Raw genomic sequence first — 23288 nt, forward strand, 5'->3', positions numbered from 1 at the left:
CCGCCTCGGCGGGAACATCGCTATGCATTGCCAGAGCTTCCAAACAGCCTCAGGAACAGGCTCTCATTGGGATCCCCCCAGTGCTCGCAACTCCGGCCCGCGGCTCCAGGCTGGTAAGACCACCAGAAACTGGCGGCCTGGCCTGCACGCAGAATTTCCCGCCCCCGGGCAAACATCGCCTCGCCCCGCCCTGCCCCCGTCCCCATTCCCAGGTCGGAAAGGATGTCGGCCATGGCGCCGGGCTGCTGAACGGCAGGCGCCGCAGCGAATGGCCACGGCAGGCTGGACAACCGGCTGTCCAGTGCGTCTGCGGGCAGAGCCAGCCTCCGGGCATCGATCACGGCCTTGCAGGCCTCGTCGAAGAAACGCCCAAGCACGTCATCGGCTTCGAGCGCCTGCTGGGGCATGTCTCCCACCGCCACCACCGTCAAGGGGTAGCAGCGCCCCACACGATCGATGCTCGGAGCCAGCACTCCGCAGGAAGGTGCACTCCCTTTGCTTCCGCACACCACGAAGGACCACAGAGGAGACTGCGTGAAAGCCTGCTCCCAGTTGCCATGCGCCGTGGACTTGAGATGCCCCAGGCCATGGCTGAGCCAGTCGTCCCATGGCCCGCTCACGGCACGGGGCATCCGGCGCCCGACGAAATCCCCCTGCCCGGGCAGCTTTCCAAACCACGCTACCCGGGGTCGGGCCCGCGACCATGGCATCAAAGATTGCCAGGACACTCGAATTCCTCCATGGCTTTCAGACGGAAAGGATTGAGCACGCTCCCTGATGTGACTTCGAAGCGCATCTTGCGTCCCCCGATGTCGAAAGCAGCGACGAAGCGCTCTGGTGTGTTGCCAGGCAGCACTTGGGCCCGGTCGAAAAACCGATGCAGGGCCCAAGGTCCTTCGGTCACCAAGCCTGTATTTTCCGTTCCTCCGGTCGTGATCTGAAGTCGGACCTGACCGGTTCCCCGCGTGCCGGGCCAGGTCATGGACTTCGGTATCTGCGGGCCGTGCTGGTAGCGCAGCACTTCACCATCGATGTCGAGCACCATCTGGGAAATCGTGGCGTCCATTTCCAGAGGTTTGATGTCCATGCGAATGGAGGGCATCTTCCCGCCGGCGCGGAAATACACGTCACGGATCGTGGCTGCGCGCTGGAAAGAAGCCAGCGCGGCCGAGCCACCCACCGGTGTACCGTCCACCCCTTGTCGGAACCGCCAGGGCGTGGTGGAGATGTCCACCATGGATTGCAGGTTGTTGCGGAAGAATTCATCCATCATCCCGCCCGCGGCGAACAGACTGGCGAAATCGTCCGTCGTCACGTCGCTGCTGGAGCCTTTGGTGAAGGGATATCGCCCCCCGATCGCACGCCGGCAAAACGTTCCGATCGTGGCGTTGAGATTCCCCCCCACGGTGGCCCGCACATCACGCCCCACCAACGCGGACGTCGAGGACGCGAGTTCTTCGTACATGCTGTTGAGCGGAGGTGGCACACGCTTGGCCTCCATGCGCACCCGCTCCAAAGCCGGTGACAGCGAAGGAGGTACAGCGCCGCCGGCACTGATCTGCTGCTTGGCGGAAGAAATGACGGCCGCGGCTTCATTCAACACCTGCAAGCTGGCAGTGATGGGCGCGGGCCCTGACCCATTGGAGGCCGCAAGCCGCCGGTATTCCCTGAACCGGAAATCCACCAGATCCGCTTCCAGCGTCGTGCTGGTGGCAAGGCCACCCACATTCACACGTTTGCCCGTGAGACGGCTGAGCTGCTCCTGCTCTTCCTTGATGCGGTTGATCTTGTCGCCCAGCCAACTGCTGGTGCCGCCTCCCGTTCCGGGTTTCTGCGCCAACGTGGTCTCTTTCGCCACGGCTCGGATGAACTGCTCCAGGCTGGAGTTGGCGGAAGAATAGAGTCTTGCCTGCTCTCCCGCCTGATCGAGCGAGGCGACCCGCACCGGCCGCACATCCGCCAGATAGTCCTCCCAGACCTTCGCGTACTCCATGAGATAGAGGCGCTTGACCTCCAGCGCGAGCTGGCCCGTCATGACCTCGTTGGCGACACTGCGCTGTCCTTCCGCCTTGCCGAGCACCCACGTCTCCTCCTGGGCCAGCAGCGAGGTGACCTTCGGCAGTTCGTGCGAAAAGACCCCGTAGTAACCGTCGTACGTGAAGAGCCCGGAAATGCCCTGCGTCAGCGGTTTCCCGCTGCGCCGTGTGAACACTTGTGGCGCCTCGGGGCCACTCGCACGCACCACGGTGAAATCAGGAGGCAACGATGTCCCACTGGTGAGCAGCTGCTTCAAGCGGCTGTAAGCCCGCTGCGCAGGTGACAGCTGCGCCAGGCGCTGGCGCACTTCCGCCACCAGTTGCTGATCCATCGGGATCGGCGACACGAGCGCACGGTCTTCCATGAGCCGATCGAGGTGGTGGGCCAACTGGTCCACCATGCCGGACTGGACCAGCGCAGGCGGGAGCGTGGACTCCCACTCGTTCAGCATCCAGGCCTTCACCACACGGGGATTGAAGCGCTCCGGCTCGTAGAGCATCAAATACACCTTCAGCGCTTCGTAGCTCGCCTCCGGATTGGCGGTAGATGCCTGCTGCAGTGAATTGCGCAGATGCCGCGCAAGACGCGGCAACCATGCGTCTTCCAGAAGCCGCATGTAGGTAGCGTCGGCCGCCGTCTGGACCTTGGGCACCTGAAGCAAACCGTATCGCCAGTTGAGCGGCGGAGAGTCGTCCGTGTAGCGCTGACTCACAGCCAAGGTTTCCGCATGGTTCAACAAGGGCAGGAGCGCCACCATGTTTTCGGGGTCGGCATCACGCGACTCTTCTACAGCCTGCCGAAGCGCAGGCACCTTGGACTGCACTTCGTCCAGGTACTTCTGGTTGTTGCCGTGGCTCACCGTCCATGCAAGCGTGGCACCGACCAAGCCAAGCACCAGTGCAAGAAAACCCGCCGCCTGGAGCAGCCGCAGTTGTCGCTCCTTCTTTGCGTTGCGGCCCGTAAGCCCCGCCTCATTGAAGATGACACCCTTGAGCAGCGTCTCGATGAAGTAGCTCTTTCCCGAACGCGGTTCGGCCGCCTGCGATGCGGGCGACGATACGGAGAAGCGCCGCGACAGCGCGGAGAGTACACGATCGAAAGGCATGCCCTCCTGGGTGCCGCTCGTGAAGTAGACGCCTCGGAACAGAGGTTTTTCCTTGAACCGGGACGACGCGAAAATGGTCGACAGCGTCTGCTGAACGACGTCCCGGAGGCCGACGAACTGCTGCGGCAAGCCATAGATCAAACCTCGCCTCGCGAGATCGGGCTCCACCAGCAATCGCTGCGGTAGGAGTCGGTTGATCTGATCAGTCAGTTCTCCGAATTCCTGCTTGAACTGCAGCCCCGGATCTTCCTGGACCTGGCCCTCGACGTACGTGTTGGTGAAGCCCCAGACCTGGGCCCGCTCTTCACGGGTCATGCTTCCAAAGAATTCGTTGAATCCCGCAAGCAGATCCGTCTTGGTGACAAGGACGTACACCGGAAACTTGATCGACAGGCCCTCGCAAAGCTCTGCCAGGCGCAACCCGATCAAGCGTGCCAGGCGCTCGCGCTCCGCATCGCCGGCACTCAACAGCTCCTGGACACTGAGAGTGACCAGCACGCCGTTGATGGGTTGGCGGCCCCGGAAACGACGCAGCAATTCAAGGAATCCCGACCACGCCGCTCCGTCCTGGGCTGCATCGCTTTCCTGCGTGGTGTACCGCCCTGCCGTGTCCAAAAGCACCGCTTGGTCCGTGAACCACCAATCGCAGTTGCGTGTGCCGCCAACGCCACGAATGGACGCCTTGCCGAATTGGGCCGCCAGAGGGAAATCCAGACCGGAATTCACCAGCGCTGTCGTCTTGCCTGAGCCGGGAGAGCCGATGATGAGGTACCACGGCAGCTGATAGACATACCGTCGGGTGAGGCGGCCGAACCAGCCTTGCTCGGTCTGTCCGAACCGCGTCTTGCCCAGAACGCCGATCGCTTCCTTGAAACGCTTCTCCAACTCGGCAACCTCTTCCTTGCCGGGGCCTGCTTCAGTTGCCACGGTGTCGGAGGCACCGAATCGCGCCAATTGATTCAACAGCCGCGCGTTCATTTCCTTGGCCCGCCACCACTGGATGAACAGTTTCAGGAACCAGACGCAGAAGATCGCGGCAATGATCCAGGCACGCACCGCTTCGCTTTCGAGCGGCTGGTAAGGCTTGATGTAGACCAGCGGCCCGACAAACCAGATCAGCAGGCTGAGCAGTACCAACCCGCAAAGAACCAGCGTGAACCGGTTGAAGAAAAAGGAAAAGATCTTGCGCAGCATGTTTTAGTTCTTCGGAGTGCTGTTCCTGGCAGGCGAGCTAGCGGGCGCCGGGCCCGGCGTCAACTGCAATTCGGCATCGCGCGACTGGGGCGGAACCAGCAACACGATCTCCACGCGGCGGTTCAGCGCCCTGCCCTCGGGCGTGGTATTGGGTGCTATCGGATCACTCTCGGCCCGGCCCTCCGACCTCAACCGCTGCCCCTCGGTGATGGTGCGCTGAAGCATGGCCGACACGGCCAGCGCCCGCTCCTGCGAAAGGTGCCAATTGGAGGGGAACCGCGCCGTGCGGATCGGCGTGTTGTCGCTGTAACCGTTGACGACCACCTTTCCGGAGACTTCATTGAGTGCCGTGGCGATACGCTGGATCACCGCAACGTACCGCGGCTTGACCTCGGTGGATGCGGGATCGAACAGACCATCTCCACGCAAGGTAACGATGCTCCGATCGGCCTGGTCATTGACTTCCACCAGGCCCTCTCGGATCTCTGGCTCCAAGAATTGGCGAAGGCGCGGCTTCGGCGCGGCAACCGCAACCACCGTGGGCATCTTGGGGAGCCGTATCCCGTTGATGGCAGCAAACAACTCATCCGAACGGGAAGCCAATCGGTAGTTGAACCAGAGAAAGATGAGGAATGCGATCAGCAAAGTCAGTACTGCGGCCACCCAGAAAGGGACCAGGCTCCACGGCGGCACAGCCGCGCGCTGGACGCCTTTCCAATGAATGGACAGCGCCCCGCTGCGGTCTCCGCGGGTGCTCTCGATCACCTGCAACAAGCGCGCCTTGAGGCTCTCCAACTGGCTGCGTCCGTTGTCGATGACGTGGTAGCGCCCTTCGAACCCGAGCATGAGGCAGAAGTACATCAACTCGATGAGGTCGATGTGCTGTTGCGGTGTCTGAACCAGCTTTGAGAGCAACTGGAAGAACTTCTCCCCGCCCCATGTCTCGTTGTGGAGCGCCACCAGAAGGCTGTACTGTGGCCAGACGCCGGAGCCACCCCACGGCGTCTGCGCGGCAGCTTCGTCGATGGCCGTACAGATGCAGTAGCGCGCCCCGATGATGGTTTCCATCGGTACGCCCGAACTGCCCGCGCGACTCTCGAATTGCCGGATGCACTCCAGCAGATAATGCTGGAATGCTGCGGGGTCCGGGTTGGTGGCCATCCGCCGGATCTGCGGAATCAGGTTCAGCAGGGTATTGGCTGCTGCCACGAGAGGATTGCCGCCGCTCACGACATCCGGGAGTCCGGAAGCCTTGTGCAATCCTTCGGATGGCCCCGGACCGGAGCTGCCGGAAGGCGCCGCAGATGGCGCCGGACCAGGCCGCTGCCCATAGTTTTCAGCAGCGAAGACGTTGACGGAATTTTGCATGGAAGTCTTCGCTCTCAGCGCCGGATGGCCCACATCTCAAGCTGCAGTTCAGGGAAACCTCCCGAGACGTGCAGTGCAAGCCCCCCCGAATTCTGCAATTGGCGCCATAGGTCATGGCCCGTGTCCAGCTCGAAATAGGAGTAGCCGGCGTGGTATGGAATCTCGCGCGGTGCGACAGGCAACGAGCGCAGGGGCACTCCCGGCAAATGAAGATTCACCAGATCGCGGATACGCTCCACCGGCCCCATCTTGATCTGCGTGGGAAAGTGCGCGCGCAGGAATTCCACAGCGGTCTGCGCATGCACTGCCAGCACGAACTCGCAACTGGTCAGCAGTTCCGTGCTGGGAATCAACGCCACGTGCACACCGTATTGCCGCTCCTGCAACTCGATCTGGATCGCGTTCTGCTCGAGCACCGAGGAAAGGCCGCGGCGCAATTCGAGCATCAACGGAAGGAAACTGCTGCGCAGATCGTCGTGGTCATAACTGGGCATCGCCGCAGGTCGGCGTTGTTCACGGGTGAAGGTGGCCAACTCACCGGCCATCTTCAGCATGTCGTCGAACAACCGCTCCGGATGTATGGCACGCACACGCACCCAGTGCTCGACTGCCGGTTCCCAGCGGTTCAGGAACTGCAGCATCAAAAAGTCGCCCACTTCGCCTACGCCGCCTCGGCCAGGCTGGCTGAGGCGCTCCTCCAGCGCGGCGCCCCGCTGACGCAGCAAGCCGAACAATTCCCGGCAAAACACGGCCAGTCCGGAGATTTCGGAGTTGTTCACCACCGTCGGTATGAAAGACGGATCGAGCAGCAGCGAGCCATCGGCCCTGCGTTCCACCACCTGGGCGACAGGCAGGCTGACCCAGCCATCGGTCACGTCCTGCGCGGTTCGGAGAGACAACTGGATCTGCCCGACCTGGACCTCCGCGGGCTGCGCACCGACATCATTGACGTCGGACACTTCCGCCACCTCTGCGGCGAAGCGGACCGAAGCCCCCCCTGCTCCACCCAACGTCACCTCGGCACCCGCTCTGCGACGCATGGGCAATGCAAGGTGGATCACCGTGTCTTTCACATCCTTGCCGATAGCCAGCGCTGCCGGTATCTCGTCATGGTGCGGAAAACTGAACGGCGTTCCGTCCGGCAACACCCCCTCCGCGGACAACAGCCCGACCTTCCCCAAGCCCAGCAACTCTGTGTCGAGCACCAGCTTGGAGAACCCCCAGAAGAAAAACTGTGCGGGTAGGGTTCGGGACTGAATCAGGAAATCGGTAAAGCGGTCCTGTTGCTGAAAATGCTGCGGACGAAGGAACATGCCTTCTGCCCAGACGACCTTGCGCTGCCAAACCATGATGTGACTTCTGGCTTTCGTTCTTATGGAGATTGGATCTTGACCGCGTCCTTGCCCACCGTGATCCGGTACTGGACAGGCTTCAGCCGCTCCGTTTCGCCGAGGCCCCACCACCGACGGCGCATTTCAACGGAATTCGGTGCACCGATGGTCGCACGCCATGTACTGCGTTCCAGATCACGGTAACCCGCGAACACGGCAAACGTGCGAACGTCGGAACTTCCCTTGCGTTCGATCGTGCGCCGCTCGCCGGGCTGCAGAAGAATTTCTTCGCGCCGCACGAAATCGGCACCCAGCTGCGTTTCATCCTTGTCCTGGAGATCCAGGTAGCTCGCTCGATCGAACGCGGCGGTCGCACGCAGCTCGTACAGCCTCACCAGGATGGGCTTGGGTTTTCCGTGGATATCGGGGTTGATGCCGCTGTCGGCGACGATTTCGAATGCCGCAGGAGGGACCGCGGTGGGGGTTTCCTGTGGACGGTTCAGATTGCTGATCACGCCGCAACCGGACAGAAGAATCCCCATCGCGGCCGCCACCGAACCCAACTTTGCCAATCCACCACGCGTCGCCACATCACCATGCATATTCGACTCCCTTAATCCGAGAAAACACATCGCCAGCCGCAGTTCACGCCCCATCTTCGCTGGCCGCGATCCACACGGCGAGCGCGCTGAAGTTGTCCTGGTACGACCTGGCCTGCGCACGCACAGCGGCCTCCATCTGTTCCAACCATTCCTGAGGAGACTGGCTGTGCCGCAAGGCGCTCTCCATCTGCTCCTCATGCAGCCCCTCCCAGAGACCGTCCGAACACAGCAGAAAGGCATCACCGGCTGCCACTTCGATCGGCCGGGGCAACACGGTCGGCGGAATCTGCGATTCAGCGCCGATGGCACCTGCCAATACGCTCCGGTTGGGAAGCCGCCGAGGATCTTCGTTTCGATATACGCCCGCGTGCAGGAGCTGCTGGACCACGCTGTGGTCTTCAGTGATCTGCCGCACCTTCTGGTCCCGAAACCAGTAAAGGCGAGAATCTCCCCAATGGGCCCAAAGCGCCCGCCCCGTCTTGCGATCGATGCAAAGCAATACCACCGTAGCACTCATATGCTTGCGGGACACCGACAAGGGCTGAGCGCCTGCAACGGCATGCTCCGCCAGCGAAATGAGTGAAGCCAGCCCTGCCGGGGCGAACAGCGGGTTGTGGCTGAACCCCTCCAGAACGGCATTCACGGTCATGCGTGCTGCCAGCCCGCCATGCCCATGTCCTCCGGCGCCATCGGCCAATACGCAGCACAGGCCGCGATGACCGACGTCCACCAGACCCAAAAAGTCCTCGTTGACCTCTCTGCCTCCCTTTTCCGACATCGAGGCCGCCATGACCCGGAATCGGAACTCCTCGCCCGCTATATGAAAAATCACTTTTTGGCCTTCGCTGCGGCTTCGGCGCTTTCGTAGGCCTCGAGGAAAGCCTGTCCCGAAAAGGCGGCCAGATCGTCCTCGGCCCCCCGGCGAATCTCGGCGAAGCTCTTCTTGTACTCGTCCCACAGAGCAGCTTTGCGGCCTGCTGACGACAGCATCCCGAAAACACCCCCCGTCACATCCGTACGCTGCTCCAGTTCCGTCGGATCGAAGCGTGCGAGCGCCTCGGCATAGGCGGCACGCAGACCTGCCATGAGAGCGAGCTGGTGCACGCGCAGGTCGTCATAAGCTTCTTCCATCGCGGGAATCGGCTTCATGAAACCCGGAAAGTTCTGCCCGATCATCTGCATGATCACCCCCTCCGGGGTGGGAAGAAACTTCAACGGATTGTTGGCACCGGACGAAATGATCGTCACGCCGGCCCTGAATTCCCGCTTGATCTCGGAGCGCGCAGCCAACAGATCGATGGTTCCCTGCACAGCGACGCGGAATGCTTCTCCGAAAGAGCGCATGAATTCCGGGCTGAGCTTGCGCGCCTCGACCTTCTTGGGCAAAACACCCGCCCCTTCCAGAAACGCGGTGATCAACAACTGCAGTTCCGCCGGAGAGGCGGACTCGAGATCAGGAAGCACCGGGGCAAGCGGCGAAACCGTGGGCTCGGATGTCTTGACGCTCCGTTGCTGTTCAATGGCTGGCGCAGAGGTCACTGCCTGCGCAGCGGGAGGAACAACCGCTTGCGAAACCACGGAGCCTTCGGTTGCAGCCGAAGAGAGCGGCACCGAAGCAATGACAGGCACGCTCTGGAGCTTCATGCCTGAGAGGATGTCCTGAGGCACGGCTGCGCTCTTCGACGAGTCCGGGCCGGAAATCGGGGCCGGGTGTGCATCAGCATCCTTCTGCGGCCAATCCAAAGGGCTGGACGAAGCGGGCAAAGAACCGAAGGCGCCCAGATCAAGCCCCTCCACGCGTTGCAAGCCTTCGAGTGGTACGGCAGCGGGCGTTGAGGCGAAAGGAGCGGGGCCAGTCACGCCAGTGGGCACCGTAGACTTCTCGGACGTGGAATCCCCACCGGGCAGCGCAGACATTCCGGCAGGCAACAGCCCGCCGAGTACCAGAGCGGAACCCGATGGCACATCGGACCTTTCAGCCTGTTGCTCCTGCACGCTTTTTGGCATGCTGAACGCTTGGGACAGGTCCGAACCCAGAGCCACCGACGCGCGCGCATCGTCCATCAACGAAGGACTGCCTCCGGAACTGCCGCCGAACAGCCGCATCGGGTCCAGTTCATTGCGGGGATCCAGACCTTTGGGCAACCCCGCATGCGCTGGGTTGTCCATGCCGTGTGCAAACTTTTCCCCATCTTTGGGAAGCGACTGCAGTAATTCGTCATGGCGGAGGTTGGCGATCTCGGAGAGGCTCTTGGACTGCGCCCCACCGGTCCACACGTCCTTTTTCTCGTCATTGCGGCGCACATCCGCTGCAAACAGATCGAAATCTTCGGGGATGACAAGTGCCCGATGGCCGGCTTGCTTGTTGGTAGCTGCGACCGGAACCTGGGCCGGGAATCCGTGGTTTGGGCTGGATCCTTCCACCGGAGGGGGCGCTGAAGGTGGCTGAACAGGAACATTCTGTACGGGCAACCCAACCACAGGCGCCGCAGGGACAGATGGTGCAGCAGTTGCTTCCCCTGGCGACGGAACACGCCCCAGCATCGCGAACGGGTTGTCACCGGAATCATCCGAAGGCACTCCGACGGCCAGAGGATCCATCGCAGCAGACGAGGCCACCTCTTGCACTGGTGCAGGCGCCCGAAGCAGCGCCATATCAGACTGGGGTACCGCATCCACGGCGGTCGGAGTTGACACCGCCTGTACCGATGGGGGAACGACTTCCAGGGGCGCGCCCGGGACCACTGAACGAAGCGTGTAGGGGCCGATCCGGACTTCATCGTCTACAGAAAGGCGGACCTCTTCGCCGGAGCGCACCTCCGCTCCCGCGACAAAGATGGAACGCCGCTCGCAGAGATTGGCGATATAGGCGGCTTCAGATTCCATGCGCACCATCGCATGCACCCTGGCCACCCCGGCATCACCATCAGGCAATACGAGCTTGTTCTGCCCACCGCGGCCGATGGTTCCCCCGGCGACGCCGAAAACTGCAGTCCACAGACGGCCTACGCCGCCATCCGCATCTCGGATTACCCTGAGTTCGACCTTATCCATTTCGGGTGTCACCCATGCAGATCATGGCGCCTTCTTCCCGGTGCGCTTGTTGCGCGCCGCGACGGCAGCCCGCGCTGCGTTGAATTCCTTGCCCCAGACCGGGTGCCCTTTTTCCACATCGCTCAGCTGAAAATTGGGATCTTGCTGCAGCGCAGTCTCGAAATTCTGGCGGCATTGACGAAGCCGCCCCTGTGCGCAGTGGCTGAATGCGATGAACTTGAAGGCTTTGACCTGTGACGCCGGCACCAACTCCGGTGCAGTGCTGAGCGGCGTCAGGGCAGCAATGGCTTCGTCGTACCTGCCATCGGCATAGATATCCAACGCCTGCGCCAGCGCTTCCTCTTTCAAGGTGGCCGGATCTTTGGGTTTGGCCGCCTCTTTCGACTCCGTGCCCGCAGCCGCCTCCGAAGATGCCTGGCCTGCAGCCCCCGCCGTGCCAGGCGGTGTCGTCTGGCAACCGCTAAGCAGCACACCCAGCAGACACGCTCCCCCAATGAGCTTCAGTTTTGTTGCCATGCTCTCCTCGTCAAAAAAATGGTGGCTGCCCGTCCCGCCACCGAGGTGGGGGCGCAGCAGACCACGGGTCTATTCCACATGCGACAGTTGCACTCCGCAGAGATGCAACTGGCACCTATCACTCGAACTTGTGGGTCACCACCACGGATTCACCCCTCCGTACCTGAACCATTCGGACGATCGTCTCCGACGCCGGATTGGAAATCTCGATCCGGTGAAAGCCCTCGGCCAGAGTCAATTGCGTCAGGGGTGGTGTAGTGCCTGCCGGAATTCTGTCGACCGTGACATTGCCCCACGGCATGATTCTCAGGATGACCCGACCCGTGCTTTCCGCCTCGCTCCCTCGAGCGGCTGCACGTTGTGCCCGCGAGGGATCTTCCGCGGGAGGCACCGAGGCCGCAGGCAGCGGCGCAGCAGGCTGCACCGGTATGGGGGCAGACACTGCGGCGATCGCAGCGCTGGCACGCGCCACCGGCGGCTCCGCCACAGCCACGGGCGTGGATACCGCCGCCGGAGGCATGGCCGCGGGAGCCGAAGCATTTTCTGTCGGGGCCGATGAAGCCTGCAGCGAGCGAGCAGTCAACCGCGTAAGCGCTTCTTCGGCCTGCATCCGGTGAGCACCGTTCGGAAAAGCACTCAGATAGGCCTGTACGGAGTCCACTGTATTCAGCCGTGAAGCCAACTCCCACTGGCTCGCCTCCTGCACTTCCATTTTTTCGCGTGCTGCAGCCTCACTGGAAGCCTGCACCGTCCACCACACCCCACCGATGAGCAGCACCACGACCAGAGCCAGAACCGGAACAAGCCAGGCCGGCCGCGAAGCGGCCTCACGGCCCAAGGAAGGCGCCTTGGGTTTTGAAGGCGCCGATGCAGGAGGGGGTGCGCTCGCTGCGTGGACCTCTTCCTGCGGAACAGAGGAGCCCGGCGCGACACGCGTGTTCGCGCTGGGTGGCGGAATCTCCGACAAAGGCATGGGCTGTGTTGGCGCCATTCCGGCGTCGACATCCGCGCCCTCGGCCACTGCTCCGCCAAAGGCACTGACGCTGGCGGAAGAAGGCTGGGGCAGATGAGACGGGATGATGGACGCCACCGCTTCGACGGGCCGCTTGGTGACTGCCGCGGCCGCGAATCCAGCCTCCGCACCGGCCTCTGCAGTCCGCACAGCCACTTCGGCTCCCGCCGCAGCCGCCGACGCATGCGGCCAGGAAATGGTCACGGTCTTGAGGCCCAGCAAGTGCCGCAATTCGGCAATGCTCTGGGGCCGATCCTGGGGCTTTACCGACAAGGCGCGCTGGACTCCATACAGGAATTGCGCGCTGAAGCCAGGACAGCTCTCGGGGGTCAACGTGGTCAGCGGATCATTGATCATGCGCGCCACCGACGTCGCCGGAGGGCGGCCCGTGATCGCCTGGTACAGCACCGCGCCCAACTGGTAGATATCGGTCCATGCGCCCTGGGGCATGGCGCCGTCGTCCACGTACTGCTCGATCGGGGCGAAGCCGGGCTTGAGCACCATGGTCAGCGCCTGGGTCATGTCTCCGATGATGCGGCGCGCGGCTCCGAAATCCAGCAGCACCGGCATGCCGGACTCCTGGAGAAAGATGTTGTCCGGCGCAATGTCGCGGTGGTAGCAATCGGCCGCGTGCAGCATCTCCAGCACATCCAGGATGGGAACGAGGATGGCAGACAGCCACTGCTCGTCCATCGTGTGCTGCTGGCCCAGAAACGCCCGGAATGTCTGGCCTTCGTAGTACTGCATGACCATGTATGCAGTCCCATTGGCCTCGAAGAACCGATAGACGTGAACCAGCGCAGGATGAGAGAACTTGGCCAGCAGGCGCGCTTCGTTGATGAAGCTGCGCAGGCCCGCATCGAAAGCCCCGCGGTGCTGCGAGCGCACGTGGACTTCGTTGCCCTCCTTGCGTCCCGCAAGCGTTGCGGGCATGTATTCCTTGATGGCGACGACGCGGTCGAGGCTCAGGTCGCGCGCCTTGTAGACGATGCCGAATCCACCTTCGCCGACAACGTCACTCAGCCGGTACTCGCCGACGTGTGCGCCAGGGCCTAGACAGTTCGCAGAACCACTGAATTCCTTGTGCATGAGTCACGCTTCTAAGCACCACGGCAGGCACGAAAATCATCGGCCGTGTCCGCTACCTCCCTAAGGATCCTCGGCTCTTCCTGCACATAGAGCACCAAAGTCAAGGCATCACTCCCGGGCGGCTGTTTTTACTGTGTAGAGATGCGCAAGATACCTGCCATCCGCCGTTTTATCGTTTCCTGCCGTGCGAGCCAGCCGGCCTCCCACGGAAACGCGCAAGTGTAACGGGAACATGTGACAGACCCTAGATAACCGTCACATCGTCGAGAAAAAAGACAAATTGTTTCCTTTGTTTCCCACCGCAAGACAATGTTGAAACTTGGAGTATTTCCAAACGCCTTAGCCGGCCCCTATGATCGCCGGCGCAACTAGGCATTCGGGAAAGCCGCCGGCCGGCACATTCGCGTAACTCTCGGGAGGGGGGAAACGCAGAAGGTGATTATGGCAACTGGCAATCTCCACGAGCGCCCCGTTCGTCACGGGCCACTTATGCCGCATCGAGAGCAAATTGGTCCATTTTCATTTCTTCATGCGCCAATGCGCAGTCAATTAAAAGGAAACACTCCATGTCAGTCGATATGTTCATGAAGGTCGAAGGCGCCAGTGGTGAGTCGCAGGACTCCAACCACAAGAGCTGGACTGACATCCGCTCCTTCACCTGGGGTGCAACCCAGCCGAACTCCATGGCCACTGGCAGCGGCGCCGGCGCCGGCAAGGTGACCTTCCATGATCTGAACGTCGTCGCCAAGGTGGACAAGGCCTATCCGGCAGTTCTGAAGCATTGCGCCACCGGCAAGCACTTGGGCCAAGTGGAAATCTCGCTGTGCAAGGCCGGCGGTACGCAGATCGAGTTCGGCAAGATCACGCTGACCGATGTGCTGGTGACCAGCGTGACCGTCAGCGGTACCGATGGCAGCGATGCCGTCCTCGTGGATTACGCTTTCCAGGCAGCCAAAATCAAGACCCAGTACTGGGAGCAGACGAACCAGGGCGGCAAGGGCGCCGAGAGCCAAATGGGCTTCAACATCAAGGAAAACAAGGAAGCCTAAGCTTCCCTTTTTCTTGCAAAGCCGGAGTTCCGTACAAGGCTCCGGCTTTTTTATTGCCGTGGATTTGATGATTTCACATTATCCAAATGATGGAATTGCTAAGATTCCCGGCAAATTACCGCGTAGCCGATTTCACCGCCATATCGGGATTCCGTTTACCCGAGAACCGTGAAAACAATGCCAGTCAGTCCATCGGGTATTCACGCCTCGAGCGGAGAATCTCCCCGATAACTGCGGCTCGCCAATCCAATCCCCAGCCCCATATCGCGGCGCAATCCAGCGCCTTCGGAACGTGCGGGCTTGTGATTCCGGCGGCGCCCATTGCCCATCCAGGGCATTCACTCCGCAGGTACGGCAGCCACCGACCACCTTTATCCAGAAAATGCCAGAACAAATCGACTATTCATTCTTGAGTGCCCTGGAGGGCGGCTCTCAGACCACCGGTTATGTGCCCGCTGCGAACGTCAGCAAGAGCGGCGTGACCATCGCGACCGGGTTCGACCTGGGCCAACGGTCCGAAAACGATCTGAAGAATCTGGGGCTGGGCAGCCACCTGATCGAGAAGCTCAAGCCTTACCTCACCAGCAAGGGCGCCGATGCCAAGAAGCTGATCGAAAAAACTCCATTGACGATCAGCGCGGCCGAGGCGGAATCCATCGACAAGGCCACCAAGGCCAGCCACATTGCCAGTGTCAAGCTGAAGTACGACACGGCGTCGCCCAAGAAGAGTTTCATCGACCTGCCAGCCGAAGCGCAGACTGTCATCGCTTCGGTGTCTTTCCAATACGGCGTGAACTTGAACTCCGCCACACCCAAGTTCTGGAAAGCTGTCACCGAACAGGACTGGACGGAGGCCACCAAGCTGCTCAAGAACTTCGGGGATGTGTATCCCACCCGCCGCGGCAAGGAAGCCGCCTTGCTGGAGAAAATCAAATGAAACGCTGGATCGCCCTAGCCATTGCCGTGATTGTGTCCGGCTCCCTGCAGGCCGCGGACAAAGAGGCCGGTGTCGTGCAGATCACCAACCCGGAATTGCTGTCGGCACTGCAAAACCCCAAGGCATCCCAAACCGCAGAGCGGTCTCCGCTGGCATTCGAGAATGGTTCGTCAGCCAAGAATTGCGCCGAATACTCGGAGCTTCTGGCCAAAACTAAGCCCGTCGAGTCGACGCGCAATTTCGAAATCCGAAGCGAATACCTGCTTTGCGACAGCATGCGCCTGGTTGCCGACAAGCCCTTCGTGGCTGGCAAGGCATCGACCGCGGGCCGCCTGGCCAAGACCCTGCACGCAAAGCTGGACCTGCGGTCCTTCCCCTCGTCCTTGCGCAACCGCGCCGATGGCAAGCATCACACGTTGAAGACGCTGCTTCCAGGCACCGCCCAATCCAAAGGCAACGCTGTCCAGGTGGAAACCCCGGACCAATTCTTCCGATTGGAGGTGGTCGGCATCATCGACCAGGGCAAGGGCAAGAAGCAGGACCTGATCGTTTGGGTAACGGATGAATTGAAGAACGGGTCTTACCGGGGATACAACAACATCGTCGTGCACCCGCCCCGCTCATCTGCGGGTCTCTACACGGTATCCGCTTCGCCCCGATAAGGGTTTTTCCAACCCGTGCATGGACCTCCGAGGCGGAAGACAAGGCCTTCTCTTCTCCTCCAGGGGGACCATGCCGGGATCACCATTGGCGCGTGGTGAAAATGTCGAGGCGCCCCATACCTGCCCGAGGGTGCGCACACTACTTCGCCGAACTCACATCGCCACAGCGCGGGCTGCCATCCGCATCCAATCCCAAACCCCGAGTACGGGGCGGCGCACAAGGCTTTCTCCGCGCAGGGCATCCACCTTGTCGAGAATGCGCAGACCTCCCTGGACGACCAGGCGCAACTCCCATCCCGCCCGGCCGGGCAACTGGTGCACGAGCGGTGCTCCTTCGTTCATGAGCGCCCGCGCCCAGTGGGCGTTGTCGGCCACCAAGGCGCGTGCCTCGGGCGTCAGCGGCTGCCGCTGGAGTGACGCACGATCGATATGGAAGCGGGCCAGATCGGCATCCGTGAGGTAGTGCCGTCCCCGCGGCAGATCCACGCTCAGGTCCTGCCAGAAATTGATGAGCTGCAGCGCAGTGCAGATGGCATCGCTGCGGCGAAGCGCGAGGGCGTCACCGACTCCATAAAGATGCAGCAGCAGCCGCCCCACCGGGTTGGCGGATCGGCGGCAGTAGTCCAGCAGCGCGTCCCGGTCGGCATAGGCCATACCCGCGGACGTCCTGACCACATCCTGAACGAAGGCGCTCAAAAGGTCCGCCAGCGGCTCCACAGGAAGCGAATGGGTGCGCATGGCGCTCTGCAGCGGCCCGAACACCGGCTTCCAACGCCCCTGCGGCGGCTGACCAGCGGCGATCCGGTGCAACTCCCGCGTGTATTCGGCCAAGGCTTCCAGACGTTCATCGGCGGTGGCATCGCCTTCATCGGCCAAGTCGTCGGCCGTCCTGGCAAACGCATAGATCGCCGTGATCGGCGCGCGCAGTGCAGGAGGACAGAGCCACGAGGCAACCGGGAAATTTTCGTAATGCTCGACAGGAGAAGCAACCGCGTCAGGCGCAGTGTCCCGAGGCTGATGCATCGGCACGGGGGAGCCGGTTTGCCCGGACACGTCGGGAGCGGAATGCGGCGGGGGGGCGGGAAGCTTGGACACGGCGCGATTGTCGCTTGACAGTCGCCGAGCCTTTCACCTAGATTACTAACCAATCAGTCATTAACACTCCATCCCTTTCACCGGGACACCACCATGCCGCCCCTTGCGCCGCTCCGGAACGTTACGCTTTCCAGTACGCCCCAGCCCCTCCCCGGGGCTTTTTCATGGAACCTGCTGTCGGGATGGCGATGGGCCGCCGCTGCCGGGGCCGTGGCTGTGCTGGCCGCCTGCTCACGGGCCGAGCCGCCGCCGGAGCCCATCCGTGCGGTCAAGCTGCTGACCGTGGGCGCATCGCCGCTGCACACCCAATTCGAATACGCGGGCGATGTCCGGGCCCGCGTCGAGTCGCGCGTCGGCTTCAGGGTGGCGGGAAAGATCGTTCAGCGGCAGGCGGAACTGGGGCAGCGGGTGCAGGCAGGGCAAGTGCTTGCCCAGATCGATCCGCGCGACTACCAGTTGTCCGCGGATGCGGCACGCGCGCAGGTGGCATCCGCCCAGACGCAGCGGGACCTGGCGGCCGCGGACTACCAGCGCTTTTCTGCACTGAAGGCGCAGAACTTCATCAGCGGCGCGGAACTGGACCGCCGGTCCGCCACGCTGAAGGCCGCCGAAGCCTCGCTGGATCAGGCCCGTGCGCAACTCGCCTCTCAAGGCAACCAGGCCACTTACACGCGGCTGGTGGCCGACACGGCAGGCGTGGTGACGGGCATCGATGCGGAGCCGGGCCAGGTCGTTGCCGCCGGCACCCCGGTGGTCCGCATCGCGCAGGACGGCCCGCGCGACGTGGTGTTTTCCGTGCCTGAGGACAGGGTTTCCCGCATGCGCGCAGGGCAGGCCGTGTCCGTACGCACTTGGTCGGGTGGCGAGGCCTTGCCCGGGCGGGTGCGCGAAGTGGCGGCCAGCGCCGATGCGGTGACCCGGACCTTCCTGGTCAAGGTCGCCATCGATTCGGAGACTCCGCCCCCCCTCGGATCGACGGCTTACGTCATTCCCGCATCGGCAGGCAGCGAAACCCCGCAAGCCATCAAGCTGCCGACCAGCGCATTGCGCCAGGAGGGCCAGCAGACCGCCGTCTGGGTGTATGACGCCGCGAGCGGCACGGTGCGCTCGCAAGCCATCCAGATCGCGCGCGCCGACGGCAACGAAGCCGTCGTGGGCGCAGGGCTTGCGCCCGGCATGCAGGTGGTCGCCGCGGGCGTGCATGTGCTGTCGCCAGGGCAGAAGGTGCAGGTCTATCAACCAAAACAGCCCGATGCCGCCACAAACACTGGAAATATTGCTACAAATAACATAGCAAAACCCGTGGCATCCGCACCACCGTCCGCCGCTTCGGCACCGACCCGCTGAAGGCGAACCATGGAGCACGACAAGAAGCCGCAACCCTCCGAGGGTTTCAACCTTTCCAAGTGGGCGCTGGACCACCCTGCCCTGACGCGCTACCTGATGGTGGTGCTCATGGTGCTGGGCATCGCAGCCTACTTCCAGTTGGGGCAGGACGAAGACCCGCCCTTCACGTTCCGAGCGATGGTGGTGCGCACCTATTGGCCGGGCGCCACCGCGCAGCAGGTGGCCGAACAGGTCACCGACAAGCTCGAACGCACACTGCAGGAAGTGCCCTATGCCGACCGCATGCGCAGCTATTCCAAGCCTGGGGAGTCGCAGATCATCTTCGAGATCAAGGACTCGTCGCCGCCCGGCGATGTCGCGGGCGTCTGGTACACGGTGCGCAAGAAGATCGGCGACATGCGAGGCACCCTGCCCCAGGGCATCCAGGGCCCTTTCTTCAACGATGAGTTCGGCGATGTCTATGGAGTGATCTACGCACTCGAAGCAGAGGGCTTCACTCCCGCGGAACTGAAGACGTTCGCGGACGACGTGCGCCAGCAACTGCTGCGCGTGAAGGACGTGGCCAAGGTCGAGCAGTTCGGCATCCAGGACGAGAAGATCTACATCGAGATCTCGCAGAAACGTCTCGCACAGTTGGGCCTGGACATGAACCAGGTGCTGAACCAGCTCGGGCAGCAGAACGCCGTCGAGAGCGCGGGCACCGTCCAGACACCCCAGGACCAGGTGCAGGTGCGCGTGGCGGGCCAGTTCCGTGCGGTGGACGAACTGCGCGCCATGCCGATCCGCGGCGCGTCGGGCGCGCAGTTGCGCCTGGGCGATATCGCCGAAGTACGGCGCGGCTACGTGGAGCCGCCGAGCATCAAGGTGAGGCACCAGGGGCAGGAGGTCGTCGCGCTGGGCGTGTCGATGGCCAAGGGCGGCGACATCGTCCGGCTCGGCGCAGCCCTGCACGAAGCGACACGCCGCATCGAGCAGACGCTGCCCGCCGGTGTGCGGCTCGTGAACGTCCAGGACCAGCCCCGCGCCGTGGCATCGTCGGTCAGCGAATTCGTCAAGGTGCTGATCGAGGCGGTGGTGATCGTGCTGGCCGTGAGCTTCTTGAGCCTGGGCCTGCACAAGCGCCCCGGCAACCACCCGCTGTGGCGGCGCTGGACGCTCGACGTCCGCCCGGGCCTCGTGGTGGGCATCACGATTCCCCTGGTGCTGGCCGTGACCTTCCTGGCGATGTCGTACTGGAACATCGGCCTGCACAAGATCTCCCTCGGATCGCTGATCATCGCGCTCGGGCTGCTCGTGGACGACGCGATCATCGCGGTCGAAATGATGGTGCGGAAGATGGAGGAAGGCTACGACAAGGTGCGCGCGGCCACCTTCGCCTACGAGATCACGGCCATGCCGATGCTCACCGGCACGCTCATCACCGCCGCGGGCTTCCTGCCGATCGGACTCGCCAAATCGGTCACGGGCGAATACACGTTCGCGATCTTCGCGGTCACCGTGATCGCGCTCGTACTGTCGTGGTTCGTCTCGGTGTACTTCGTGCCCTACCTGGGCACGCTGTTGCTCAAGGTGCCCGCGCATCCCCTGGCGGAAACGCACGCCAGCCCCGGAGAAGCCAACGCCGGCGGTCCCCATGAAGTTTTCGACAGCCCCTTCTACAACGCTTTCCGCCGCACGGTGGACGCGTGCGTGGAGCACCGCTGGCTCACCATCGGGATCACGCTGCTGCTGTTCGTGCTGGGGATCGTGGGCATGGGGCGCGTGCAGCAGCAATTCTTTCCCGATTCGAGCCGGCCGGAGATCCTGGTCGACGCGTGGTTCCCGGAGGGCACTTCGTTCGCCGCGAACGAAGAGGTCCTGCGGCGCGTCGAAAAACGGCTCCTGGCGGAGCCCGGCGTGGCTTCGGTGAGCACGTGGGTCGGCTCGGGCGTGCCCCGGTTCTACCTACCGCTGGACCAGGTGTTTCCGCAGACCAACGTGTCGCAGATCATCCTGCTGCCGGACGACCTCGCCCGCCGTGAATCGCTGCGCCACGCCCTGCCCGCGATGCTGGCGCAGGAGTTCCCCGAGATCCGGGCCCGCGTCAAGCTGCTGCCCAACGGGCCGCCGGTGGCCTACCCCGTGCAGTTCCGCATCGTCGGCAGCAATCCGAACCGGCTGCGCGTGCATGCCGACGAAGTCCGGGCCGTCCTGCGCGAGCATCCGCAGATGCAGGGGGTCAACGACAACTGGAACGAGTCCGTGAAGACCATGCGACTCGAAATCGACCAGGACAAGGCGCGCGCGCTGGGCGTGACCAGCCAGTCCATCGCACAGGCAGCCCGCACGGTTTTCACCGGAACGACCGTGGGCCAGTACCGGGAAGGCGACCGGCTCATCGACATCGTCTTCCGCCAGCCGGCCGACGAGCGCCGGGCGATCACGGACATCGCCAATGCCTACCTGCCCACGGCCTCCGGACAGGCGATCCCGTTGACGCAGATCGCCAGGCCCATATTCGCCTGGGAGCCGGGCGTCATGTGGCGGCACAATCGCGAGTACGCCATCACCGTGCAGGGCGACGTCGTCGAAGGCCTGCAGGGCGCCACGGTCACGGAAGCACTGCTGCCCGGCCTGCGGCAACTGGAAGCGAAGTGGCACGCGGCGGGAGACACGGGCTACCGGATCGATGTAGCGGGTGCCGTCGAGGAAAGCTCGAAGGGCTCCGCCTCCATCGCAGCCGGCGTGCCGATCATGCTGTTCATCACGTTCACGCTGCTGATGCTCCAGTTGCACAGTTTCAGCCGCGCCGTGCTGGTCTTCCTCACAGGTCCGCTCGGCATCGCGGGCGTGGCGGGGGCGCTGCTGCTGCTGGGCCGGCCGTTCGGCTTCGTGGCACTCCTCGGGGTGATCGCGCTCATGGGCATGATCCAGCGCAATTCCGTGATCCTCATCGACCAGATCGAGAGCGACCGCTCGCGCGGCATACCGGCCTGGGACGCGATCGTGGAGTCCGCGGTACGCCGTCTTCGCCCGATCGTGCTTACCGCCGCGGCTGCCGTACTGGCCATGATTCCGCTGTCGCGCAGCGTTTTCTGGGGCCCGATGGCCGTGGCCATCATGGGAGGACTCATCGTGGCGACCGTGCTCACGCTGCTGGCGCTTCCCGCCATGTATGCGGCCTGGTTCCGGGTCCGGCGACCTGAACGGGAGCACCCGTAGACTGCCTAATCCGGAACGCGTCCGGGGACAGGGTAAAATCGAAGGTTGACCAATTTCACGAAGCGGCGGTCCTCTGGATCCGCCGCTTTTTATCGGTAGCCAGCTGGAAACAGCGAGTTGAAAAAGAAGCGCGGGTGGCGAAATTGGTAGACGCACCAGGTTTAGGTCCTGACGCCAGCAATGGTGTGGGGGTTCGAGTCCCCCCCCGCGCACCACGAACAACACGGTGAGGCAGTCCCAGCACACAGCACGGGACGGCTGTCACGGTCCCATTTCATAGAGGAAGAGCCATGGCCGTTACTGTTGAAACCCTTGAAAAGCTCGAGCGCAAGATCACGCTGAGCCTGCCCCTGACCACCATCCAGACGGAAGTGGACTCGCGCCTCAAGCGCCTAGCCCGCACGGTGAAGATGGACGGGTTCCGTCCGGGCAAAGTGCCGATGAATGTCGTTGCACAGCGCTATGGCTACTCCGTGCAGTACGAAGTGCTGAACGACAAGGTGGGTGAAGCCTTTGCCCAGGCCGCCAACGAAGCCAACCTGCGCGTGGCCGGTCAGCCCCGCATCACCGAAAAGGACGGCGCTCCCGAAGGGCAGATCACCTTCGACGCCATCTTCGAAGTGTTCCCGGAAGTGAAGATCGGCGACCTGGCCACGGCCGAGATCGACAAGCTCTCTGCCGAAGTGACGGACGCCGCCATCGACAAGACGATCGACATCCTGCGCAAGCAGCGCCGTACCTTCGCACAGCGCGCACAAGGCACGGCAGCAGAAGACGGCGATCGCGTTACCGTGGACTTCGAAGGCAAGATCGACGGAGAGACCTTCTCCGGCGGCAAGGCCGAAGACTTCCAGTTCCTGGTGGGCGAAGGCCAGATGCTCAAGGAATTCGAGGACGCCGCTCGTGGCATGAAGGCCGGCGAAAGCAAGACCTTCCCGCTGGCCTTCCCCGAGGACTATCACGGCAAGGATGTCGCAGGCAAGACGGCCGACTTCCTCGTCACCGTGAAGAAGATCGAAGCCGCCCACCTGCCCGAAGTGAATGAACAGCTGGCAAAGTCGCTGGGCATTGCCGACGGCACCGTGGAAGGCCTGCGCGCCGACATCAAGAAGAACCTCGAGCGGGAAGTCAAGTTCCGACTGCTGGCTCGCAACAAGCAGGCCGTGATGGAAGCGCTGGTCTCGAAGGCCGAGCTGGATCTGCCCAACGCCAGCGTGCAGTCCGAAATCGCACGCCTTCTGGAAGGTGCCCGCGCCGACCTGAAGCAGCGCGGCGTGAAGGATGCCGACAAGGCCGAGATTCCCGAAGACGTGTTCCGTCCACAGGCCGAGCGCCGCGTGCGGCTGGGCCTCGTGGTGGCCGAACTGGTGCGCGCCAACGAACTCCACGCCAAGCCCGAGCAGCTCAAGGCCCATGTCGACGAACTGGCCGCCAGCTACGAGAAGCCCGAGGACGTGGTCCGCTGGTACTTCGGCGACCGCCAGCGCCTGGCCGAAGTCGAGGCCGTCGTCATCGAGAACAACGTGACCGATTTCGTGCTGGGCAAAGCCAAGGTGACCGACAAGGCCATTGCCTTCGACGACCTGATGGGCCAGGGCTGATGCCACGGCGGCACAGGATGCCGCCGCCCGCCGGCCGGACCATCCCGGCAATATGGGGCTTGTGCTGGCGAGCACAGGCCCCAATTCA

16 protein-coding genes and 1 tRNA gene are annotated in these 23288 nt (G+C 63.0%); 7 read left to right on the top strand and 10 right to left on the bottom strand.

Annotated features, from left to right (window positions below; genetic code table 11):
- Positions 1–20: 20 nt before the first annotated feature.
- The 9 genes from tagF to BM144_RS16380 form a co-directional block, all read right to left on the bottom strand.
- Positions 21–710, bottom strand: a complete 690-nt coding sequence (gene tagF, locus BM144_RS16340; protein WP_092954439.1) for a type VI secretion system-associated protein TagF — start codon at positions 708–710, stop codon at positions 21–23.
- On the bottom strand, positions 710–4336 hold the full coding sequence (gene tssM / locus BM144_RS16345) for a type VI secretion system membrane subunit TssM (RefSeq protein ID WP_092954442.1): 3627 nt from the start codon (positions 4334–4336) through the stop codon (positions 710–712). The genes tagF and tssM overlap by 1 nt, the downstream gene beginning before the upstream one ends.
- Before the next feature lie 3 nt (positions 4337–4339).
- Positions 4340–5704 (bottom strand): DotU family type VI secretion system protein, encoded by a 1365-nt coding sequence (locus BM144_RS16350; protein WP_092954445.1) that lies wholly within the window; start codon positions 5702–5704, stop codon positions 4340–4342.
- Between the two features lie 14 nt (positions 5705–5718).
- On the bottom strand, positions 5719–7053 hold the full coding sequence (gene tssK, locus BM144_RS16355; RefSeq protein ID WP_092954448.1) for a type VI secretion system baseplate subunit TssK: 1335 nt from the start codon (positions 7051–7053) through the stop codon (positions 5719–5721).
- 23 nt (positions 7054–7076) lie between these two features.
- A complete protein-coding gene (gene tssJ, locus BM144_RS16360; protein WP_245783695.1) occupies positions 7077–7691 on the bottom strand; it encodes a type VI secretion system lipoprotein TssJ in 615 nt (204 codons plus the stop codon).
- Positions 7681–8427, bottom strand: a complete 747-nt coding sequence (locus tag BM144_RS16365; RefSeq protein ID WP_245783696.1) for a PP2C family protein-serine/threonine phosphatase — start codon at positions 8425–8427, stop codon at positions 7681–7683. The genes tssJ and BM144_RS16365 overlap by 11 nt, the downstream gene beginning before the upstream one ends.
- 38 nt (positions 8428–8465) lie before the next feature.
- A complete protein-coding gene (tagH, locus tag BM144_RS16370) occupies positions 8466–10691 on the bottom strand; it encodes a type VI secretion system-associated FHA domain protein TagH (RefSeq protein WP_092954457.1) in 2226 nt (741 codons plus the stop codon).
- Positions 10692–10712: 21 nt separating this feature from the next.
- Positions 10713–11207, bottom strand: a complete 495-nt coding sequence (locus tag BM144_RS16375; protein WP_092954461.1) for a TssQ family T6SS-associated lipoprotein — start codon at positions 11205–11207, stop codon at positions 10713–10715.
- 118 nt (positions 11208–11325) lie between these two features.
- Complete coding sequence (locus BM144_RS16380; protein ID WP_092954464.1) at positions 11326–13308, bottom strand: serine/threonine-protein kinase; 1983 nt, start codon at positions 13306–13308, stop codon at positions 11326–11328.
- 566 nt (positions 13309–13874) lie between these two features.
- On the opposite strand from BM144_RS16380, the gene BM144_RS16385 reads away from it, so the two are divergent.
- The 3 genes from BM144_RS16385 to BM144_RS16395 all read left to right on the top strand — a co-directional run bounded on the left by BM144_RS16385 (position 13875) and on the right by BM144_RS16395 (position 15956).
- Positions 13875–14357 (top strand): Hcp family type VI secretion system effector, encoded by a 483-nt coding sequence (locus BM144_RS16385; RefSeq protein ID WP_092954467.1) that lies wholly within the window; start codon positions 13875–13877, stop codon positions 14355–14357.
- A 382-nt stretch (positions 14358–14739) separates the two neighbouring features.
- Entirely contained in the window at positions 14740–15294 is a 555-nt protein-coding gene (locus BM144_RS16390; protein ID WP_092954470.1) for a pesticin C-terminus-like muramidase, read from the top strand.
- Entirely contained in the window at positions 15291–15956 is a 666-nt protein-coding gene (locus tag BM144_RS16395; protein ID WP_092954473.1) for a hypothetical protein, read from the top strand. Before BM144_RS16390 ends, BM144_RS16395 begins: the two co-directional genes overlap by 4 nt.
- Before the next feature lie 153 nt (positions 15957–16109).
- On the opposite strand, the gene hpnC is transcribed toward BM144_RS16395, so the two are convergent.
- Positions 16110–16979 (bottom strand): squalene synthase HpnC, encoded by an 870-nt coding sequence (gene hpnC, locus BM144_RS16400; protein WP_092954635.1) that lies wholly within the window; start codon positions 16977–16979, stop codon positions 16110–16112.
- Positions 16980–17144: 165 nt separating this feature from the next.
- Between hpnC and BM144_RS16405 the strand changes: the two genes are divergently transcribed.
- The 4 genes from BM144_RS16405 (at position 17145) to tig (ending at position 23200) form a co-directional block, all read left to right on the top strand.
- Entirely contained in the window at positions 17145–18398 is a 1254-nt protein-coding gene (locus tag BM144_RS16405) for an efflux RND transporter periplasmic adaptor subunit (protein ID WP_092954476.1), read from the top strand.
- 9 nt (positions 18399–18407) lie between these two features.
- The gene (locus BM144_RS16410; RefSeq protein WP_092954479.1) at positions 18408–21599 is read left to right on the top strand and encodes an efflux RND transporter permease subunit; all 3192 of its coding nucleotides are present in this window, start codon (positions 18408–18410) and stop codon (positions 21597–21599) included.
- A gap of 128 nt (positions 21600–21727) precedes the next feature.
- Positions 21728–21814 (top strand) — tRNA-Leu (locus BM144_RS16415).
- A 75-nt stretch (positions 21815–21889) separates the two neighbouring features.
- Positions 21890–23200: a trigger factor gene (gene tig / locus BM144_RS16420; RefSeq protein ID WP_092954482.1), complete on the top strand. Its 1311-nt coding sequence runs from the start codon at positions 21890–21892 to the stop codon at positions 23198–23200.
- Positions 23201–23288 lie beyond the last annotated feature (88 nt).

Source organism: Paracidovorax konjaci (assembly GCF_900112675.1).
GTDB lineage: Bacteria > Pseudomonadota > Gammaproteobacteria > Burkholderiales > Burkholderiaceae_C > Paracidovorax > Paracidovorax konjaci.